The sequence below is a fragment of the Nocardioides sp. S5-5 genome (genome assembly GCF_054954065.1).
Window position 1 is genome coordinate 3,129,118 of record NZ_CP199913.1, and the last position, 14,819, is coordinate 3,143,936.

16 protein-coding genes are annotated in these 14,819 nt (G+C 73.6%); 12 read left to right on the forward strand and 4 right to left on the reverse strand.

The window, feature by feature from the left end:
* Nucleotides 1–3: 3 nt before the first annotated feature.
* On the forward strand, nt 4–423 hold the full coding sequence (locus ACUP6Y_RS14845) for a globin domain-containing protein (protein ID WP_462551518.1): 420 nt from the start codon (nt 4–6) through the stop codon (nt 421–423).
* Here ACUP6Y_RS14845 and sigJ read toward each other — a convergent pair.
* Genes sigJ through ACUP6Y_RS14860 form a run of 3 tightly spaced genes read right to left on the reverse strand, consistent with a single transcriptional unit; the run spans nt 410 to nt 4,204 of the window.
* On the reverse strand, nt 410–1,288 hold the full coding sequence (gene sigJ, locus ACUP6Y_RS14850; protein ID WP_462551519.1) for an RNA polymerase sigma factor SigJ: 879 nt from the start codon (nt 1,286–1,288) through the stop codon (nt 410–412). The two genes, ACUP6Y_RS14845 and sigJ, sit on opposite strands and share 14 nt — an antisense overlap.
* Nucleotides 1,281–2,018 carry an SDR family oxidoreductase gene (locus ACUP6Y_RS14855; protein ID WP_462551520.1) on the reverse strand — a complete coding sequence of 246 codons (738 nt, stop codon included), beginning with the start codon at nt 2,016–2,018 and terminating at the stop codon, nt 1,281–1,283. Before ACUP6Y_RS14855 ends, sigJ begins: the two co-directional genes overlap by 8 nt.
* 35 nt (nt 2,019–2,053) lie before the next feature.
* The gene (locus tag ACUP6Y_RS14860; RefSeq protein ID WP_462551521.1) at nt 2,054–4,204 is read right to left on the reverse strand and encodes a DEAD/DEAH box helicase; all 2,151 of its coding nucleotides are present in this window, start codon (nt 4,202–4,204) and stop codon (nt 2,054–2,056) included.
* 193 nt (nt 4,205–4,397) lie between these two features.
* Here ACUP6Y_RS14860 and ACUP6Y_RS14865 point away from each other — a divergent pair, with 193 nt between their 5' ends.
* The 9 genes from ACUP6Y_RS14865 to ACUP6Y_RS14905 all read left to right on the forward strand — a co-directional run bounded on the left by ACUP6Y_RS14865 (nt 4,398) and on the right by ACUP6Y_RS14905 (nt 12,141).
* Nucleotides 4,398–5,261: an SDR family oxidoreductase gene (locus ACUP6Y_RS14865; RefSeq protein WP_462551522.1), complete on the forward strand. Its 864-nt coding sequence runs from the start codon at nt 4,398–4,400 to the stop codon at nt 5,259–5,261.
* 75 nt (nt 5,262–5,336) lie between these two features.
* Nucleotides 5,337–5,882 carry a PadR family transcriptional regulator gene (locus ACUP6Y_RS14870; protein ID WP_462551523.1) on the forward strand — a complete coding sequence of 182 codons (546 nt, stop codon included), beginning with the start codon at nt 5,337–5,339 and terminating at the stop codon, nt 5,880–5,882.
* A complete protein-coding gene (locus ACUP6Y_RS14875; protein WP_462551524.1) occupies nt 5,879–7,882 on the forward strand; it encodes an FAD-dependent oxidoreductase in 2,004 nt (667 codons plus the stop codon). The genes ACUP6Y_RS14870 and ACUP6Y_RS14875 overlap by 4 nt, the downstream gene beginning before the upstream one ends.
* A gap of 139 nt (nt 7,883–8,021) precedes the next feature.
* Nucleotides 8,022–8,834: an ATP-binding cassette domain-containing protein gene (locus ACUP6Y_RS14880; RefSeq protein WP_462551525.1), complete on the forward strand. Its 813-nt coding sequence runs from the start codon at nt 8,022–8,024 to the stop codon at nt 8,832–8,834.
* Nucleotides 8,831–9,484, forward strand: a complete 654-nt coding sequence (locus tag ACUP6Y_RS14885) for an ABC transporter permease (protein WP_462551526.1) — start codon at nt 8,831–8,833, stop codon at nt 9,482–9,484. The genes ACUP6Y_RS14880 and ACUP6Y_RS14885 overlap by 4 nt, the downstream gene beginning before the upstream one ends.
* On the forward strand, nt 9,481–10,149 hold the full coding sequence (locus ACUP6Y_RS14890) for an ABC transporter permease (RefSeq protein ID WP_462551527.1): 669 nt from the start codon (nt 9,481–9,483) through the stop codon (nt 10,147–10,149). The genes ACUP6Y_RS14885 and ACUP6Y_RS14890 overlap by 4 nt, the downstream gene beginning before the upstream one ends.
* On the forward strand, nt 10,146–11,072 hold the full coding sequence (locus tag ACUP6Y_RS14895) for an ABC transporter substrate-binding protein (RefSeq protein ID WP_462551528.1): 927 nt from the start codon (nt 10,146–10,148) through the stop codon (nt 11,070–11,072). The genes ACUP6Y_RS14890 and ACUP6Y_RS14895 overlap by 4 nt, the downstream gene beginning before the upstream one ends.
* Nucleotides 11,069–11,476, forward strand: coding sequence for a DUF1304 domain-containing protein (locus ACUP6Y_RS14900; protein ID WP_462551529.1), 408 nt, complete (start codon nt 11,069–11,071; stop codon nt 11,474–11,476). Before ACUP6Y_RS14895 ends, ACUP6Y_RS14900 begins: the two co-directional genes overlap by 4 nt.
* Before the next feature lie 38 nt (nt 11,477–11,514).
* Nucleotides 11,515–12,141, forward strand: coding sequence for a flavodoxin family protein (locus tag ACUP6Y_RS14905; protein ID WP_462551530.1), 627 nt, complete (start codon nt 11,515–11,517; stop codon nt 12,139–12,141).
* A gap of 69 nt (nt 12,142–12,210) precedes the next feature.
* Here the strand turns inward: ACUP6Y_RS14905 and ACUP6Y_RS14910 are convergent, their stop codons facing one another.
* Nucleotides 12,211–12,609: a homing endonuclease associated repeat-containing protein gene (locus tag ACUP6Y_RS14910; protein ID WP_462551531.1), complete on the reverse strand. Its 399-nt coding sequence runs from the start codon at nt 12,607–12,609 to the stop codon at nt 12,211–12,213.
* Between the two features lie 230 nt (nt 12,610–12,839).
* Here ACUP6Y_RS14910 and ACUP6Y_RS14915 point away from each other — a divergent pair, with 230 nt between their 5' ends.
* Together ACUP6Y_RS14915 and ACUP6Y_RS14920 are read left to right on the forward strand one after the other, a co-directional pair.
* The gene (locus tag ACUP6Y_RS14915) at nt 12,840–14,150 is read left to right on the forward strand and encodes a cryptochrome/photolyase family protein (protein WP_462551532.1); all 1,311 of its coding nucleotides are present in this window, start codon (nt 12,840–12,842) and stop codon (nt 14,148–14,150) included.
* Complete coding sequence (locus ACUP6Y_RS14920; RefSeq protein WP_462551534.1) at nt 14,147–14,797, forward strand: alpha/beta hydrolase; 651 nt, start codon at nt 14,147–14,149, stop codon at nt 14,795–14,797. The genes ACUP6Y_RS14915 and ACUP6Y_RS14920 overlap by 4 nt, the downstream gene beginning before the upstream one ends.
* The last annotated feature ends 22 nt before the right edge of the window (nt 14,798–14,819 follow it).

A 14,819-nucleotide genomic window follows, 5' to 3' on the forward strand; every position in this document is an offset into this window, starting at 1 on the left:
CGCGTGACCACGCTCTACGAGCAGGCCGGCGGCTTCGACGCCCTCCTCGACCTGTGTGTGCGCTGGCACGACCTGTGCCTCGCCGACCCGATCGCCGCCCATCCCTTCGAGCACGAGATGCACCCGCACCACGACGAGCGGCTGGCGGCGTACCTCAGCGAGGCGCTGGGCGGCCCTCCGCTCTACACCGCGGGCTACGGCGACGAGAGCTCGATGCAGCGGCTGCACGCCGGCAACGGCGAGCATCCCGACCTCGACGAGGCCTGCCTCGAGCTCTTCGACCAGGCCCTCGCCGACGTCGGCATCGACGGGCACACCGGGCGCTCGATCTCGGCGTACTTCCGCCGGGCGACGCACGCCATGAACGCCTACGCCGACAGCCCGGACCAGGTGCCGGACGGGCTGCGCCTCAACCGCGCGTGAGATCGGCCGCCGCCAGCTTGGCCGGCGCCCGCAGCACGTCGACCCGGGTCGCCCGGTCGCCCGCGACGGTGAGCACCATCAACGACGTCAGCACGCCGTCCTCGCGCAGCGCGATCGCCGGGGCGCCGTTGGCCTCGACCAGCTCGACCTCGGCGTCGCCGACGTACTTCGCGACCAGACCCGCCAGGAACCGCGCCACCCGGTCGGCGCCACGGACCGGCCGCCGCGCCGAGCTGACCACGCCGCCGCCGTCGGAGGTGAGCACGACGTCGGGGTCGAGGGTCTCCAGCAGCGCGGTGAGGTCGCCGCCGGCGGCCGCGGCGAGGAACCGGCCGAGGACCGCCTCATGGGCGGTGCGGTCGACCTCGAACCGGGCCGGCTGGGCGGCGAGGTGGGCCCGGGCCCGGGAGGCGAGCTGGCGCACCGCGGCCGGGGTGCGGCCGACCACGGCGGCGACCTCGGCGAACCCCATCCCGAACACGTCGTGCAGCACCCAGGCGGTCCGCTCGGCCGGCGAGAGCGACTCGAGGACGACGGCCAGCGCATAGCTCACCGTCTCGTCGAGAGTGACCCGGTCGGCCGGGTCCAGGGACTCGGCGACATAGGGCTCGGGCAGCCAGGGGCCGACGTACTCCTCACGGCGGACCCGGGCCGAGCGCAGCACGTCGGTGGCCGCGCGGGCGACGGTGACGGTCAGCCAGCCGGTGAGGTCGCGGACCGGCTCGCGGGCGTCGGCCTCGACGAGCCGGGTCCAGCAGTCGGCGACCACGTCCTCGGCCTCGGCGCGGCTGCCGAGGATGGCGTAGGCGACGCGGACCATGCGGGGCCGCAGGGCGTCGTACTCCTCCGCGAGGCCCTCACGCACGAGCCAGCCACTCGTCGAAGGTCTCGGCACCCAGGGTCGCGCCGTCACCCGGCAGCAGCCCGCCGGCCCTGACCTGGCCACCGGCCCGGCCCGCCATCGGCACGGGTACGACGAGCCGCCGCGGCCCGCGCGCCCGAACCAGGTCGCGCACCATCCGGCCCATGTCCTCCGGGCGCGGGCCGCCCAGGTCGGGCAGCAGCCCGGCGGGCTCGCCGAGCGCGGCGGCCACCAGCGCGGCGGCGACCTCGCGGGCCGCGACCGGCTGGCTGCGCATCCGCAGCGCCATCGCGAACGGCCGCGGGCTGCGCTCGACCAGCTGCTCGGCGAACTCGTGGAACTGGGTGGCGCGCAGCACCGACCACGGCACCGGGCCGGCGGCCACGAGCGCCTCCTGACGGCGCTTGCCCAGGTAGTACGGCAGGTCCACCCGGTCGCACCCGACGATGGACAGCGTCACGTGGTGGCGCACCCCGGCCGCGGCGCCCGCGGCCAGCAGGTGGCCGGTGGCGGCCTCGAAGAAGGCGGTCGACCGCTTCGCGCTCAGCGTGTCGACGTTGCTCGCGTCGATGACGGCGTCCACGCCGTCGAGGGCCTCGGCCAGCCCGGCGCCGGTGGTGAGGTCGATGCCGCGCGAGCGGGCGATGACGACCGGGGTGGCGCCGGTGCGTCGCACCTCCTCGACCACCATCGCGCCGACCAGTCCCGTGCCCCCTGCCACTGCGATCTCCATGACAGGGGGACGAGACGGGTCGGCGGAGTGTGACATCAGTCCCCGCGCGCCTCGAGCGCGGCGGTGAGCAGCGCGACCAGGGCCTCGGTCTGCAGGTCGATGGCCCCGCCCTCGACCTCCTCGCCGGCGCCGTCGAGGGCGCGGGCGGCGAGCCCGGCCTTCTTGTCGATCAGCTCGGCGATCCGGGTGTCGAGGGTCTGCGTGGCGATCACCCGCCACGCGGTGACCGGCTCGGCCTGACCGATCCGGTGGACCCGGTCGATGGCCTGGGTCTGCTCGGCGTCGGTCCAGGAGAGCTCGGCGAGCACCAGGTTGGAGGCGACCTGCAAGTTGAGCCCCACGCCGGCCGCGGTGAGCGAGCAGACCGCGACCTGGACACCCGCGTCGTTGACGAAGGCGTCGATCTCCTTCTGCCGGGTCGTGGAGCTCTGGTCGCCGCGCACCGAGCTGTACGTGATGCCGCGCTCGGCGAAGGTCCGCTCGGCGGTGTCCATCACGTCGATGTGCTTGGCGAAGAACACGACCTTGCCGACGTTGCGCGCCAGCTGGGCGGTGTAGTCGGCCGCGAGGCCGGCCTTGGCCTGACCGATCCGGCGCATCATCGTGAAGACGTTCTCGCCGGTCTTGGCCGAGTTGTCCTCGCGCTCCCAGCCGGCGACCTGGCGGACCAGGCGGTGGTCGATGCCCTCGACCTCGGCGCCGGTACGGCGGGTGGCGATCGCGGCGTCGTACCGCTCCACCATCCGGCGGGCCAGCTCCTGCTCGGCCTTGCGGATGGAGCGGCCGGCCTCGCCCTCGAGCTCGACCGGGATGTCGGCGACCCGGCGGGCCGGGATGTCGGCGGCGACGTCGATCTTGCGGCGCCGGACGATGCCCTGCTCGATGACCGAGCGGCGGGCAGCCGGGTAGAAGGCGGGGTCGGCCGGGGTCAGCCCGGTCTCCTCCAGCGCCTCCATCAGGCAGCCCCGCGGCACGATCTCGTCGATCCAGCCGAGGAACTGCCAGATCGCCCGGAAGTCCTCGATGTCGTTGATCAGCGGGGTGCCGGTGAGCGCCATCATCAGCGGCCGCGCGATCCGCGACCGGATCCGCGAGGCGATCTCCAGCACGTTCTGGGAGCGCTGGGAGGTCTTGTTCTTGATGTAGTGGGCCTCGTCGACGATCATGCCGCGGAAGCCGTGGGTGCCGAGCCAGCCGACGTGGCGATCCAGGATCTCGTAGTTGACGACGAACACGTCGGCGAAGCCGTCGGCGTCGTCGCCGTCGCCGTGGAGCACGGTGGCGCGACGGTTCGGCGTCCAGATCTCGACCTCGCGCGCCCAGTTGGTCTTGACGACATTGGGCACCACCGCGAGCAGCGGGAACGCGCCGGCGGCCTCGGCGGCCAGCAGTGCCTGGGCGGTCTTGCCGAGGCCCGGCTCGTCGGCGAGCAGGTAGGTGCGATGCCCCTCGGCGGCCGAGGCGATCAGCTGGGCCTGGTGCTCCATCAGCTCGCGACCGACCGGCGCGTGCCGGCCGGTCAGTGCGGTGAGCTGGTCGGCGGCGGGCAGCGGCATGCAGGCCGGCGCGTCGGGCGCGGCCCGCTCGAAGGAGCGGAACAGCGGCTCGAGCAGCTCCCAGCCGGCCAGCCGGCGCGGCGAGACCTTGCCCTGGGCGTGCGCGAAGTCGGGCGCGAGGAAGGGGTGCGAGAGCTGGTAGGCCTGCACCGACAGCGGGGTGACCCGCTTGTCGGCGAGCGCCGCCAGCTCGGGGTCGACGACGATCGGCGCCGGCTCGGGCTCCGGCTCGTCGACCCCCGCCTTGCGCAGCAGCTCGCGCCGCATCGCCTTGGCCGACTCGGACACCTCGGCGTTCTCGTCGAGCAGCGTGAACAGCGTGCTGTCGCGGGCCGCCGTCTGGGCCAGGATGGTCGCGATCCCGTCGAGCCGCTTGAGCTCCTCGCCCCGCCGGCCGTCGGACAGGCCGGGGTCGGTCTTGACCCGGGCCCGCTCCTCGCGCGCCAGCAGCGCGACGACCTGGAACTTCGCGCGCACCTCCGGCATCGCCGAGCGCCGCGCTACCGCCGCCTCCACCTCGCGCACCGCGCGAGCCAGCTGCGGGATGATGCCCTCTTCGTTGCGACGCGTCCGCGCCGACTGCGAGTTGCGACGCTGCTGCGTCGCTCCCCGCTGGCCTCCTCGAGCCACAGGTGTCCTTCCCAGCGAGCCGCCGACAGCCGGCGGCGCAGGTTTCTTCGGCAGGTTCCGCCGACGGCTCGCGCTGCTGCGGGAGGGCGCCGGTCGGGCGTACGTCGCCGGGGGGTGGAGTCGCTCCACGACGTCCGGCGGTGCCGCCAGCGTACCGCAGCACCAGACTAGAACCTGTTCTAGAGTTCGGGTCGTGGGTACCTACGCAGTCACCGGCGCCGCCTCCGGCATGGGCGCGGCGGTCGTCGAGCGCCTCGTCGTCGACGGCCACACCGTCATCGGGGTCGACCTCGACCAGGCCGACGTCGCGGCCGACCTGTCCACCCCCGACGGCCGGCGTACGGCGGCCGCCACCGTCCTCGAGCTCGCCGGCGGCGTCCTCGACGGCGCGGTGCTGGCCGCCGGCCTCGGCCCCGCGCCCGGCCGCGACCGCGCGCGGCTGATCGCGGAGGTCAACTATCTCGGCGTCGTCGAGCTGCTCGACGCCTGGCGCCCCGCGCTCGCCGCGGCCGAGCGGGCCAAGGTCGTCGTGTTCTCCAGCAACTCGACCACGACCATGCCGATGGTGCCCCGCCGGGCGGTCCGCGCCCTGCTGGACCACGACGTGCCCCGGGCTCTCGGCACGCTCCGCCGCTTCGGGAGGATGGCGCCGTCCTTCGCGTACGGCGCCAGCAAGATCGCCGTCAGCCAGTGGGTCCGCCGCGAGGCGGTCACCCCGGGCTGGGCCGGCGCGGGCATCCGGCTCAACGCCCTCGCCCCCGGCGCGATCCGCACCCCGCTGCTGGAGCAGCAGCTCGCGACCCCCGCGGAAGCCCGGCGGATCAAGGCGTTCCCGGTGCCGATCGGCGGCTTCGGCGACCCCGGCCAGCTCGCCGACTGGGTGGTGTTCATGCTCTCGGACGCGGCCGACTTCCTCTGCGGCAGCGTCGTCTTCGTCGATGGCGGCTCGGACGCGTGGTTCCGCGCGACGGATTGGCCGCGCCCGGTGTCCGCCCTGCGGCTGCGCGGATACGTCCGGCGGATGAAGGAGTTCCGGGCCCAGCGCCGCGCGCGGTGACGACGTGACCGGCGCCTCGTGAAACGAGTTGCGCAACTAGTTGCATAGCCACCTCGGCTGCGGCATGCTGACGCCATGGCCCTCGAGCACGCGATCCTCGTGTCGTTGAGCGAACGCGCCGCCTCCGGCTCCGACCTGGTCCGGCGCTTCGACGCGTCGATCGGCTTCTTCTGGTCCGCGACGCACCAGCAGATCTACCGCGTCCTGGGCCGGATGGAGGGGGACGGCTGGATCACGTCCGAGGCCGTCGCCCAGGCCGACCGCCCCACCAAGAAGGTCTACGGGGTCACCGAGACCGGCCGGGCCGAGCTGGCCCGCTGGATCGGCGAGCCGACCACGCCCGACGCGATGCGCAGCAGCGTGAGCGTCAAGATGCGCGGGGCGTCGTACGGCGACCGGGCGGCGCTCCTCGACGACCTGCGTCGCCAGCTCGACGAGCACACCAAGCGGCTCTCGCTCTACGAGTACCTCGCCGCCCGCGACTTCCCCGACCCCGGCGCGCTGGCCGACGCCGACCTCGACATCTACCTCGTGCTGCGCGGCGGACTCCTCATGGAGGAGTTCTGGATCCGCTGGCTGACCGAGTACCTCGACGCCCACACCCGCAAGGAGTCCCGATGACCGCCTATCCCCTGCTCACGACCCCGGCCACGGTCGGCGGCCTGCAGCTCCAGTCCCGCGCGGTGATGGGCTCGATGCACACCGGCCTCGAGGACCGGCCGTGGCACATCGACGAGCTGGCGGCGTACTTCGCGGAGCGCGCGGCCGGCGGCGTCGGTCTCATCGTCACCGGCGGCTACTCCCCCAACGTCCGCGGCTGGCTGCTGCCGTTCGGCTCGCAGATGACGACCCGGCTCAACGCCCACCGGCACCAGCGGGTCACCGACGCGGTCCACGAGAACGGCGGGAGGATCGCGCTCCAGATCCTGCACGCGGGGCGCTACGGCTATACGCCGTTCAGTGTCTCGGCGAGCGCGACCACGTCGCCGATCACGCCGTTCAAGGCGTCCGCGCTGTCCGGCCGGGCGGTCGAGAAGACCATCGACGACTTCGTCGCGTCCGCGCAGCTGGCGCGGAAGGCCGGCTACGACGGCATCGAGATCATGGGCTCCGAGGGCTACCTGATCAACCAGTTCCTCGCGGTGCGCACCAACCGTCGTACCGACGAGTGGGGCGGGTCGGCCGAGAACCGGATGCGCTTCCCCGTCGAGATCGTGCGCCGGATCCGCCAGGAGCTGCCGGACTTCTTCGTCATGTACCGGATGTCGCTGCTCGACCTGGTCCCCGACGGCCAGACCTGGGCGGAGACCGTCGACCTCGCGCACAAGGTCGAGGAGGCCGGCGCGAGCGTCATCAACACCGGCATCGGCTGGCACGAGGCACGGGTGCCCACGATCGTCACCAGCGTCCCGCGCGGCGCGTGGGTCGACAGCACGCTGCGGCTCAAGGCCGAGGTCTCGATCCCGGTGTGCGCGAGCAACCGGATCAACACCCCCGACGTCGCGGAGTCGGTGCTGGAGCGGGGCGTCGACCTGGTCTCGATGGCGCGCCCGTTCCTCGCCGACGCCGACCTCGTCGCCAAGGCCCGCGACGGCCGGGCCGACGAGATCAACACCTGCATCGGCTGCAACCAGGCCTGCCTCGACCACACCTTCCAGGCCAAGCGCGCGTCCTGCCTGGTGAACCCGCGCGCCTGCCACGAGACCACGCTGGTGCTGAGCCCCACCCGCCGGGCCCGGCGGGTCGCCGTCGTCGGCGGCGGACCGGCCGGTCTCGCGACCGCCGTCAGCGCCGCCGAGCGCGGGCACGACGTGACCCTGTTCGAGGCGGCCGACGAGCTGGGCGGGCAGTTCCGGCTGGCGATGCAGATCCCCGGCAAGGAGGAGTTCGCCGAGACGCTGCGCTACTTCCGCCGCCGGATGGAGGTCCTCGGCGTCAACGTGAAGCTGTCCACCCACGCGACCCCCGAGCTGCTCAGCGGGTACGACGAGGTCGTGGTCGCCACCGGTGTCGCGCCCCGCACCCCGGCGATCCCCGGCATCGACCACGCCAAGGTGGTGTCCTACCCGGACGCGATCACCGGGCACATCGAGATCGGCGCGAAGGTCGCGGTGCTGGGCGCGGGCGGCATCGGCTTCGACGTGACCGAGCTGCTGGCCCACACCCCCGAGACGCTGGAGGAGTGGAAGGCCCACTGGGGCGTCGCCGACCCGGCCGTCGTCCGCGGCGGGGTCACCGACAAGACTCCCCGCACGCCGAAGCGCGAGGTCTGGCTGCTCCAGCGCAAGGAGTCCGCGCAGGGCAAGGGCCTCGGCAAGACCTCCGGCTGGGTGCATCGCGCCGCCGTCAAGGACCTCGGCGTCCACCAGCTCAGCGGCGTCACCTACGACCGGATCGACGACGCGGGCCTGCACGTCACGGTCGACGGATCTCCACAGGTGCTCGACGTCGACCACGTCGTCGTCTGCGCCGGCCAGGAGTCGGTCCGCGGCCTGTACGACGACCTGGTGTCCGGCGGGTTCCCCGGCGCCGTGCATCTGATCGGCGGCGCCGACGTCGCCGCCGAGCTGGACGCCAAGCGCGCGATCAAGCAGGGCACCGAGCTGGCGGCCGCGCTGTGAGCGCCGTCGTACCGGACTTCCGGGCCGCCGTCGAGGCCTGAAGCGACGGCGGCGCGTAGCACGGCCCTGTCACCGTGCCCGGCCGCGACTGGCGCGCGGGTCCTCCCCGTTGTCCCCGCCGCACCGTAGGGTTCCCCGCATGGGGATCGAGTTCCGAGACGTCGGCAAGACCTACCCCGACGGCACCGTCGCGGTGACGGGCTTCTCGTGCGCCGTCCCCTCCCACCGCACGCTCGCGCTGGTCGGCACGTCCGGGTCCGGCAAGACCACCCTGATGCGGATGGTCAACCGGATGGTCGAGCCGACCACCGGCTCGGTGCTGATCGACGAGCGCGACGTCCACGAGCTCGACAAGGTCGAGCTGCGCCGCTCGATCGGGTACGTCCCCCAGGCCGGGGGCCTGCTCCCCCATCGGCGGGTGGTCGACAACGTCGCGACCGTCCCGGTCCTCACCGGTACGCCGAAGCGCACGGCCCGCGCGGCCGCGCTCGCGCTGCTGGAGCGGGTCGGGATCGACCCCGCGCTGGGGAGGCGCTACCCGGCGCAGCTCTCGGGCGGCCAGCAGCAGCGGGTCGCCGTGGCGCGGGCGCTGGCCGCGGACCCCAACGTGCTGCTCATGGACGAGCCCTTCGGCGCCGTCGACCCGATCGTGCGGCGCGGGCTGCAGGACCAGCTGCTCCAGCTGCAGGCCGAGCTCGGCAAGACCATCGTGCTGGTCACCCATGACATCGACGAGGCCTTCCGGCTCGGCGACGAGGTGGTGATCCTGCGCACCGGCGGGATCGTCGCGCAGGCCGGCACGCCCCAGCAGATCGTGGCCGCGCCCGCCGACGGCTTCGTGCGCGACTTCATCGGGGCCGACCGCGCCGAGCGGGCGCTGCGCACCGTCGGCATCGAGGGCCGCAACGTCGTGGTCGACGGCGACGGGCGGCCGGTCGGGGTGCTCGAGTGAGCTGGCTCGACGCCAACCGCGCCTACGTCGTGGACATGCTGGTCCAGCACGTCCGGCTGTCGGTGCCCGCCATCGTGATCAGCGTCCTGGTCGCGGTCGTGCTCGGCCGGGTCGCCTGGCGATGGCCGCGTGCCGGCACCGTCGTCCTCGGCACCGCCAGCCTGCTCTACTCCGTGCCCGCGCTGCCGCTGCTCATCGTGATCCCGGTCCTGCTCGGCATCCCGCTGCGCTCGGGCCTCACGCTGGTCGTGGCGCTGGCCGTCTACGGCACCGCCCTGCTCGCCGGCACGGCGGCCGACGCGTTCCGCTCCGTCGACGGCCGGGTGCGCGAGGCGGCCGAGGCGATGGGCTACTCGCGCTCCGGGCTGTTCTGGAGGGTCGACCTGCCGCTCGCCGTCCCCGTGCTGCTGTCGGGCGTGCGGGTGATCACGGTCAGCACGGTCAGCCTGGTCACGATCGGCGCCCTGGTCGGCATCTCCAGCCTCGGCAACCTGCTCACCGACGGCTTCCAGCGCGGCATCCGCGCCGAGATCCTCACCGGCGTCGTCGCCACCATGCTGCTCGCCGTGGTCCTCGACCTGCTGCTCGTCGCGTCGGGCCGGCTGGTCACGCCCTGGCGGGCCGCCATCCCCACGGGGGCGACGACGTGAACCTCTTCGGCGACGCCCTGGCCTGGATCACCGACGGCGCTCACTGGGGCGGCCCGACCGGGATCGACCACCGGATCGTGCAGCACCTGCTCGTCACCTTCGCGGCCGTCGCGATCGCGGCCGTGCTGGCACTGCCCCTCGGCATCCTGATCGGCCACACCGGCCGCGGCCGGCTGGTCGTGGTCGCGCTCGCCGGCGCGGTGCGCGCGGTCCCGACCCTCGGCCTGCTCACCCTGCTCGGCCTGGCCCTCGGCATCGGCCTCCAGGCCCCACTGCTGGCGCTGGTCGCCCTCGCCTTCCCCTCGCTGCTGGCCGGCGCCTACGCCGGCGTCGAGGCTGCCGACCGGGGGGCCGTCGACGCCGCTCGCGCCGTCGGCATGAGCGAGTGGCAGCTGGTCGTCCGGGTCGAGGTCCCGCTCGGCGCCGACGTGATCCTCGGCGGGGTCCGCGCGGCACTGCTGCAGGTCGTCGCGACGGCCACGCTGGCGGCGTACATCTCCGACACCGGCCTGGGCCGCTATCTCTTCGCCGGCCTCAAGTCCCGCCAGTACGACGAGATGCTCGCCGGCGCGCTGCTCGTCGCCGCGCTGGCCCTCCTGCTCGACCTCACCATGGCTGCCCTCCAGCGGACCAGCCGCCCCACCACCCGAAAGGTTCCCTCATGACCCGCACCCCGCGCCGATCCACGCCGCTCGGTCTCGCCCTGGTCGCGGCCGCCGCGCTGTCCCTGACCGCGTGCGGCAGCGACGACCCGCTCAGCAGCGGCGACAGCAACAACGCAGGCGGCGACACGATCGTGATCGGCTCCCAGGACTACTACTCCAACGAGATCATCGCCGAGGCCTACGCCCAGGCGCTCGAGGCCGCCGACTTCACGGTCCAGCGTGACTTCCGGATCGGCCAGCGCGAGGTCTACCTGCCCGAGATCGAGAACGGCTCGATCGACCTGTTCCCCGAGTACACCGGCCCGCTGCTGCAGGTCTGGAAGCCCGACACCACGGCCCGCCTCGCCGACGACGTCTATGCCGAGCTCGAGGACGCGGCGCACGACAAGGGCCTGGAGGTGCTCGACCAGTCCCCCGCCACCGACCAGGACTCCTACGTCGTGACCCGGGAGTTCGCCGAGAAGTACGACCTGACCACCATCGACGATCTCGCCAAGGTCACCGAGAAGATGACCTTCGGCGCCAACTCCGAGGCCGAGAGCCGCCCCAACGGCCCGAAGGGCCTCAAGGACACCTACGGCGTCGACGTGGCCTTCACGCCCATCGAGGACAGCGGCGGCCCGCTCACCGTCAAGGCGCTCAAGGACGGCTCGATCCAGCTCGCGATCATCTACACCGGCGACCCGTCGATCAAGAAGAACGACCTGGTGACCCTCGAGGACACCAAGGGCCTGTTCCTCGCCTCCCACGTCGTGCCGGTCGCCGGCGAGGACCTGAGCGACGAGGCCGCAGGCATCATCAACAAGGTCAGCGCGGCGATGTCGCCCGAGGACCTGGTCGACCTCGACGCCCGCAGCGTCGACGAGCAGCTGCCCGCCGCGACGATCGCGAAGGACTGGCTGGAGAAGGAAGGCCTTCTGTGACCCTTGCGGTCACCGGTGCGACGGGAGCTGCCGCGCTGGTGTTCGCCGGGCTCGCCGCCCTGCTCCACGGATACATCTGGGTGATGGAGTCGCTGACCTGGACCAGTGCGCGCACCCGGGCGACCTTCGGCACCAGCCCGGCCGAGGCTGAGGCCACCAAGGAGCTGGCCTTCAACCAGGGGTTCTACACCCTCTTCCTCGCCCTCATCACCGCCGGCGGGATCGTCGCGTTCGGCGCCGACGACGACACGGTCGGCGCCACCCTGGTCTTCTGCGGCGCCGGCTCGATGGTGGCCGCGGGCCTGGTCCTGCTGCTGTCGTCGCCCGACAAGGCGCGCGCCGCGATCACCCAGCTCGCGCTCCCGGCCGTCGCCGTGGTCCTCCTGGCGATCGCCGTGAGCTGACCCGGGTGGCGGGCCGGCGCCCGGGTACCTCCCGGCGCATGGACGACTCCACCAACAACCGACCGCTGCGCGCCCTCGTGCTGTGCTGCACGCTCAAGCCGACCCCGGCGCCCTCCAGCTCCGAGCTGCTCGGCCGCCGAGTGCTGGCGGCGCTGGCCGAGTACGACGTCCAGGGCACCGTGGTGCGCATCGTCGACCACCACGTCGCCTTCGGCGTGAGCACCGACGAGGGCGACGGGGACGCGTGGCCGACGATCCGGCAGCAGGTGCTGGACGCCGACATCCTGGTGCTGGCCACCCCGATCTGGATGGGGCAGCCGGCCTCGGTGTGCAAGGTCGTGCTCGAACGGCTCGACGCCGAGCTCGGCGAGACCGATGACGAGGGCCGGATGCTCACCTCCGGCAAGGTCGCGGGCGTCGCCGTCGTCGGCAACGAGGACGGCGCGCACCACGTCTCGGCCGAGGTCTACCAGGCGCTCAGCGACGTCGGGTTCACGATCCCGCCCAACGGCGTCACCTACTGGGTCGGCGAGGCGATGCAGTCGACCGACTACCGCGACCTCGACCCCGAGCCCGAGAAGACCGCCGCCACGACGAAGACGCTCGCCGCCAACGCGGCGCACCTGGCCACGCTGCTGCGGACCAGCCCGTACTCCGCGGCGTGAGCGTCAGTCGCGCACCAGCACGAAGAGGTAGGGCGTCCGCAGCGCGGGCAGCGCCGCGCCACGCCGGGCTCATCTGCCTCCCGATGCCCGCTTCTTGACCTCGGCCCACGGGAACCGCTGGCGCAGCGTCGCGCCGCTCGGCACCCCGTCCTGGGCCTTGGCCCAGGACGCATAGTCGGCGAACGAGCCGGTGCTTCCGGGCTCGGCGAGATAGCGCGCGACGATCGCCACGACATCGTCGTCGCTCCACCTCCGGCTCGTCGAGCGGGTCTTGTTGGTGGCGACCCGGGCGCGCGCGCAGGCGGCGTTCCACGACCCGAACCGGCGGATCAGCAACGCGGGCGAGGCCGCGTCTCGCTGCCGCTGCCAGCCGTCGTACGCCGCCGCCGTCAACGGCTCGCCGAGCTCGGCGGCCGCGGCGGCGAGGTCGGCCGCGATCTGCTCGTCGGAGAACTCGGGAACCCGCATGGACCCCACGGTAGCCACCCCTGGCTGGGTCGCGCGGTGCTGGTCGAGGCGGGCTGATCGCCGTGGTGCTTGTGCGCCGGGACCAAAGCCGGCCCGCGAGGTCCGGCCTCTCGGGACGTGGGGCCCGAGCCCGCGGCCGTCGTACGGTCGAGCCATGACGGACGCCCTCGTGGTCGGCAGCGGGCCCAACGGCCTGCGGAGCCTGAGGGTCCGTCTGCCAGCATGGCCGGGTGAGTCCGAGCATCCTGTGGTTCCGTCGGGACCTGCGCCTCGGTGACCACCCGGCCCTGCTGGCCGCGGCGGCGGACGGTCCGGTGCTACCGCTGTTCGTGCTCGATCCCGCGCTGTGGGGGCCTTCGGGCGACGTCCGCCGCGGCTACCTGCTGCGCACCCTGCGCGCCCTCGACGCCGACCTGCGCCGGCACGGACCGGGCCTCGTGGTCCGCTCCGGCCGACCGGAGCAGGTCGTGCCCGCGGTGGTCGAGGAGGTCGGTGCGCAGGCGGTCCACGTCAGCGCCGACTTCGCTCCGTACGGCGCCGCCCGGGACGCCCGCGTCGAGAGGGCCCTCGGCGCGGTCCCCCTGGTGCGCACCGGGTCGCCGTACGCCGTCGCACCGGGCCGCCTGCTGACCAAGGGCGGCGGTCCCTACCGGGTGTTCACGCCCTTCCACAGGGCGTGGGTCGCCCACGGCTGGCGCGCGCCGGCCGAGTCCGATCCGGCCGCCACGGACTGGGTCACCGCGTCCGGCGACGACCTGCCCGACGAGCCGGACGTGTCCGGCGTCGACCTCCCGGACGCGGGCGAGGCGGCGGCACGCGCACGCTGGGATGCCTGGCGCGGGACGCCGTACGACGACGTGCGCGACCGCCCCGACCTCGACGCCACCTCGCGGCTCTCCCCCGACCTGCGCTGGGGCACGCTCCACCCGCGCACGGTGCTGGCAGACCTCGACGCGCGCGAGCCGCACGCCGCCACCTTCCGCAAGGAGCTGGCCTGGCGGGAGTTCTACGCGCACGTGCTGCACCACTGGCCGGCGTCCGCGCGCGACTACTTCCGGCCCGAGCTGCGCGATCTGCCCTATGTCACCGGCGCCGAGCTGCGCCGCCGGCTGGACGCCTGGGCCGCGGGACGCACCGGCTACCCGATCGTCGACGCCGGGATGCGGCAGCTGCTCGCCGAGGGCTGGATGCACAACCGGGTGCGGATGATCGTCGCGTCCTTCCTGGTCAAGGACCTGCACGTCGAGTGGCAGCACGGCGCCCGGCACTTCATGCGCCACCTGGTCGACGGCGACCTCGCGAGCAACCAGCACAACTGGCAGTGGGTGGCGGGCTGCGGGACCGACGCGGCGCCGTACTTCCGGGTCTTCAACCCGACCACGCAGGGCAGGAAGTTCGACCCGGACGGCGGGTACGTGCGGCGCTGGGTGCCCGAGCTGAGCGACCCCGCCGGCGACTACCCGGGGCCGATCGTCGACCACGCGGAGCAGCGCGCGGCGACCCTCGAGGCCTACCAGCTGCTCAGGAGGCACGGGCGATGACCACCCCGTCGTTCACCGACAGCTGGCTCCCCGCGCGGCCCCGGGCGATCGCGCTGGTGCTGCACGGCGGCGCCGAGCACGGCACCGACCCGCTCGACCGCCGCAGCCTGGCCTGGCGCCGTGGCCGCACCCTGGCCCGGCATCTCGCCGCCGCCGTGGCCCGCGACGACGTCGGCGTGCTGCTGCTGCGCTATCGGATGAAGGGCTGGAACGCCGCTGCCTCCGCGACCCCCGCACCGGTCGCCGACGCCCGCTGGGCGCTCGACGAGATCGCCCACACCCACGACCTCCCGGTCGCCGTCCTCGGCCACTCGATGGGCGCCCGCACCGGCGTCGCCGTCGCCGGCCACTCCTCCGTCCGTGGCGTGGTCGCCCTGGCCCCCTGGCTCCCGCCCGACGACCCGGTCGCGCCGCTGACCGGCAAGCTGCTCCGCGCCGCCCACGGCCGCCTCGACCGGATCACCTCACCCCGCGCCACCCGGGCCTTCGTCGCCCGGGCCGCCGAGGTCGCCGACGCCGAGTTCACCGACATGGGCGCGGTCGGGCACTACCTGCTGCGCCGGATGCCGCTGTGGGACGCGTACGTCGCCGCGAGCGTCCGTGAGGTGCTGAACGCATCCTGCGTGCCTGAGCCCCCGCGATCGTGAGGACTCGCAGGGTGTGGGGCGG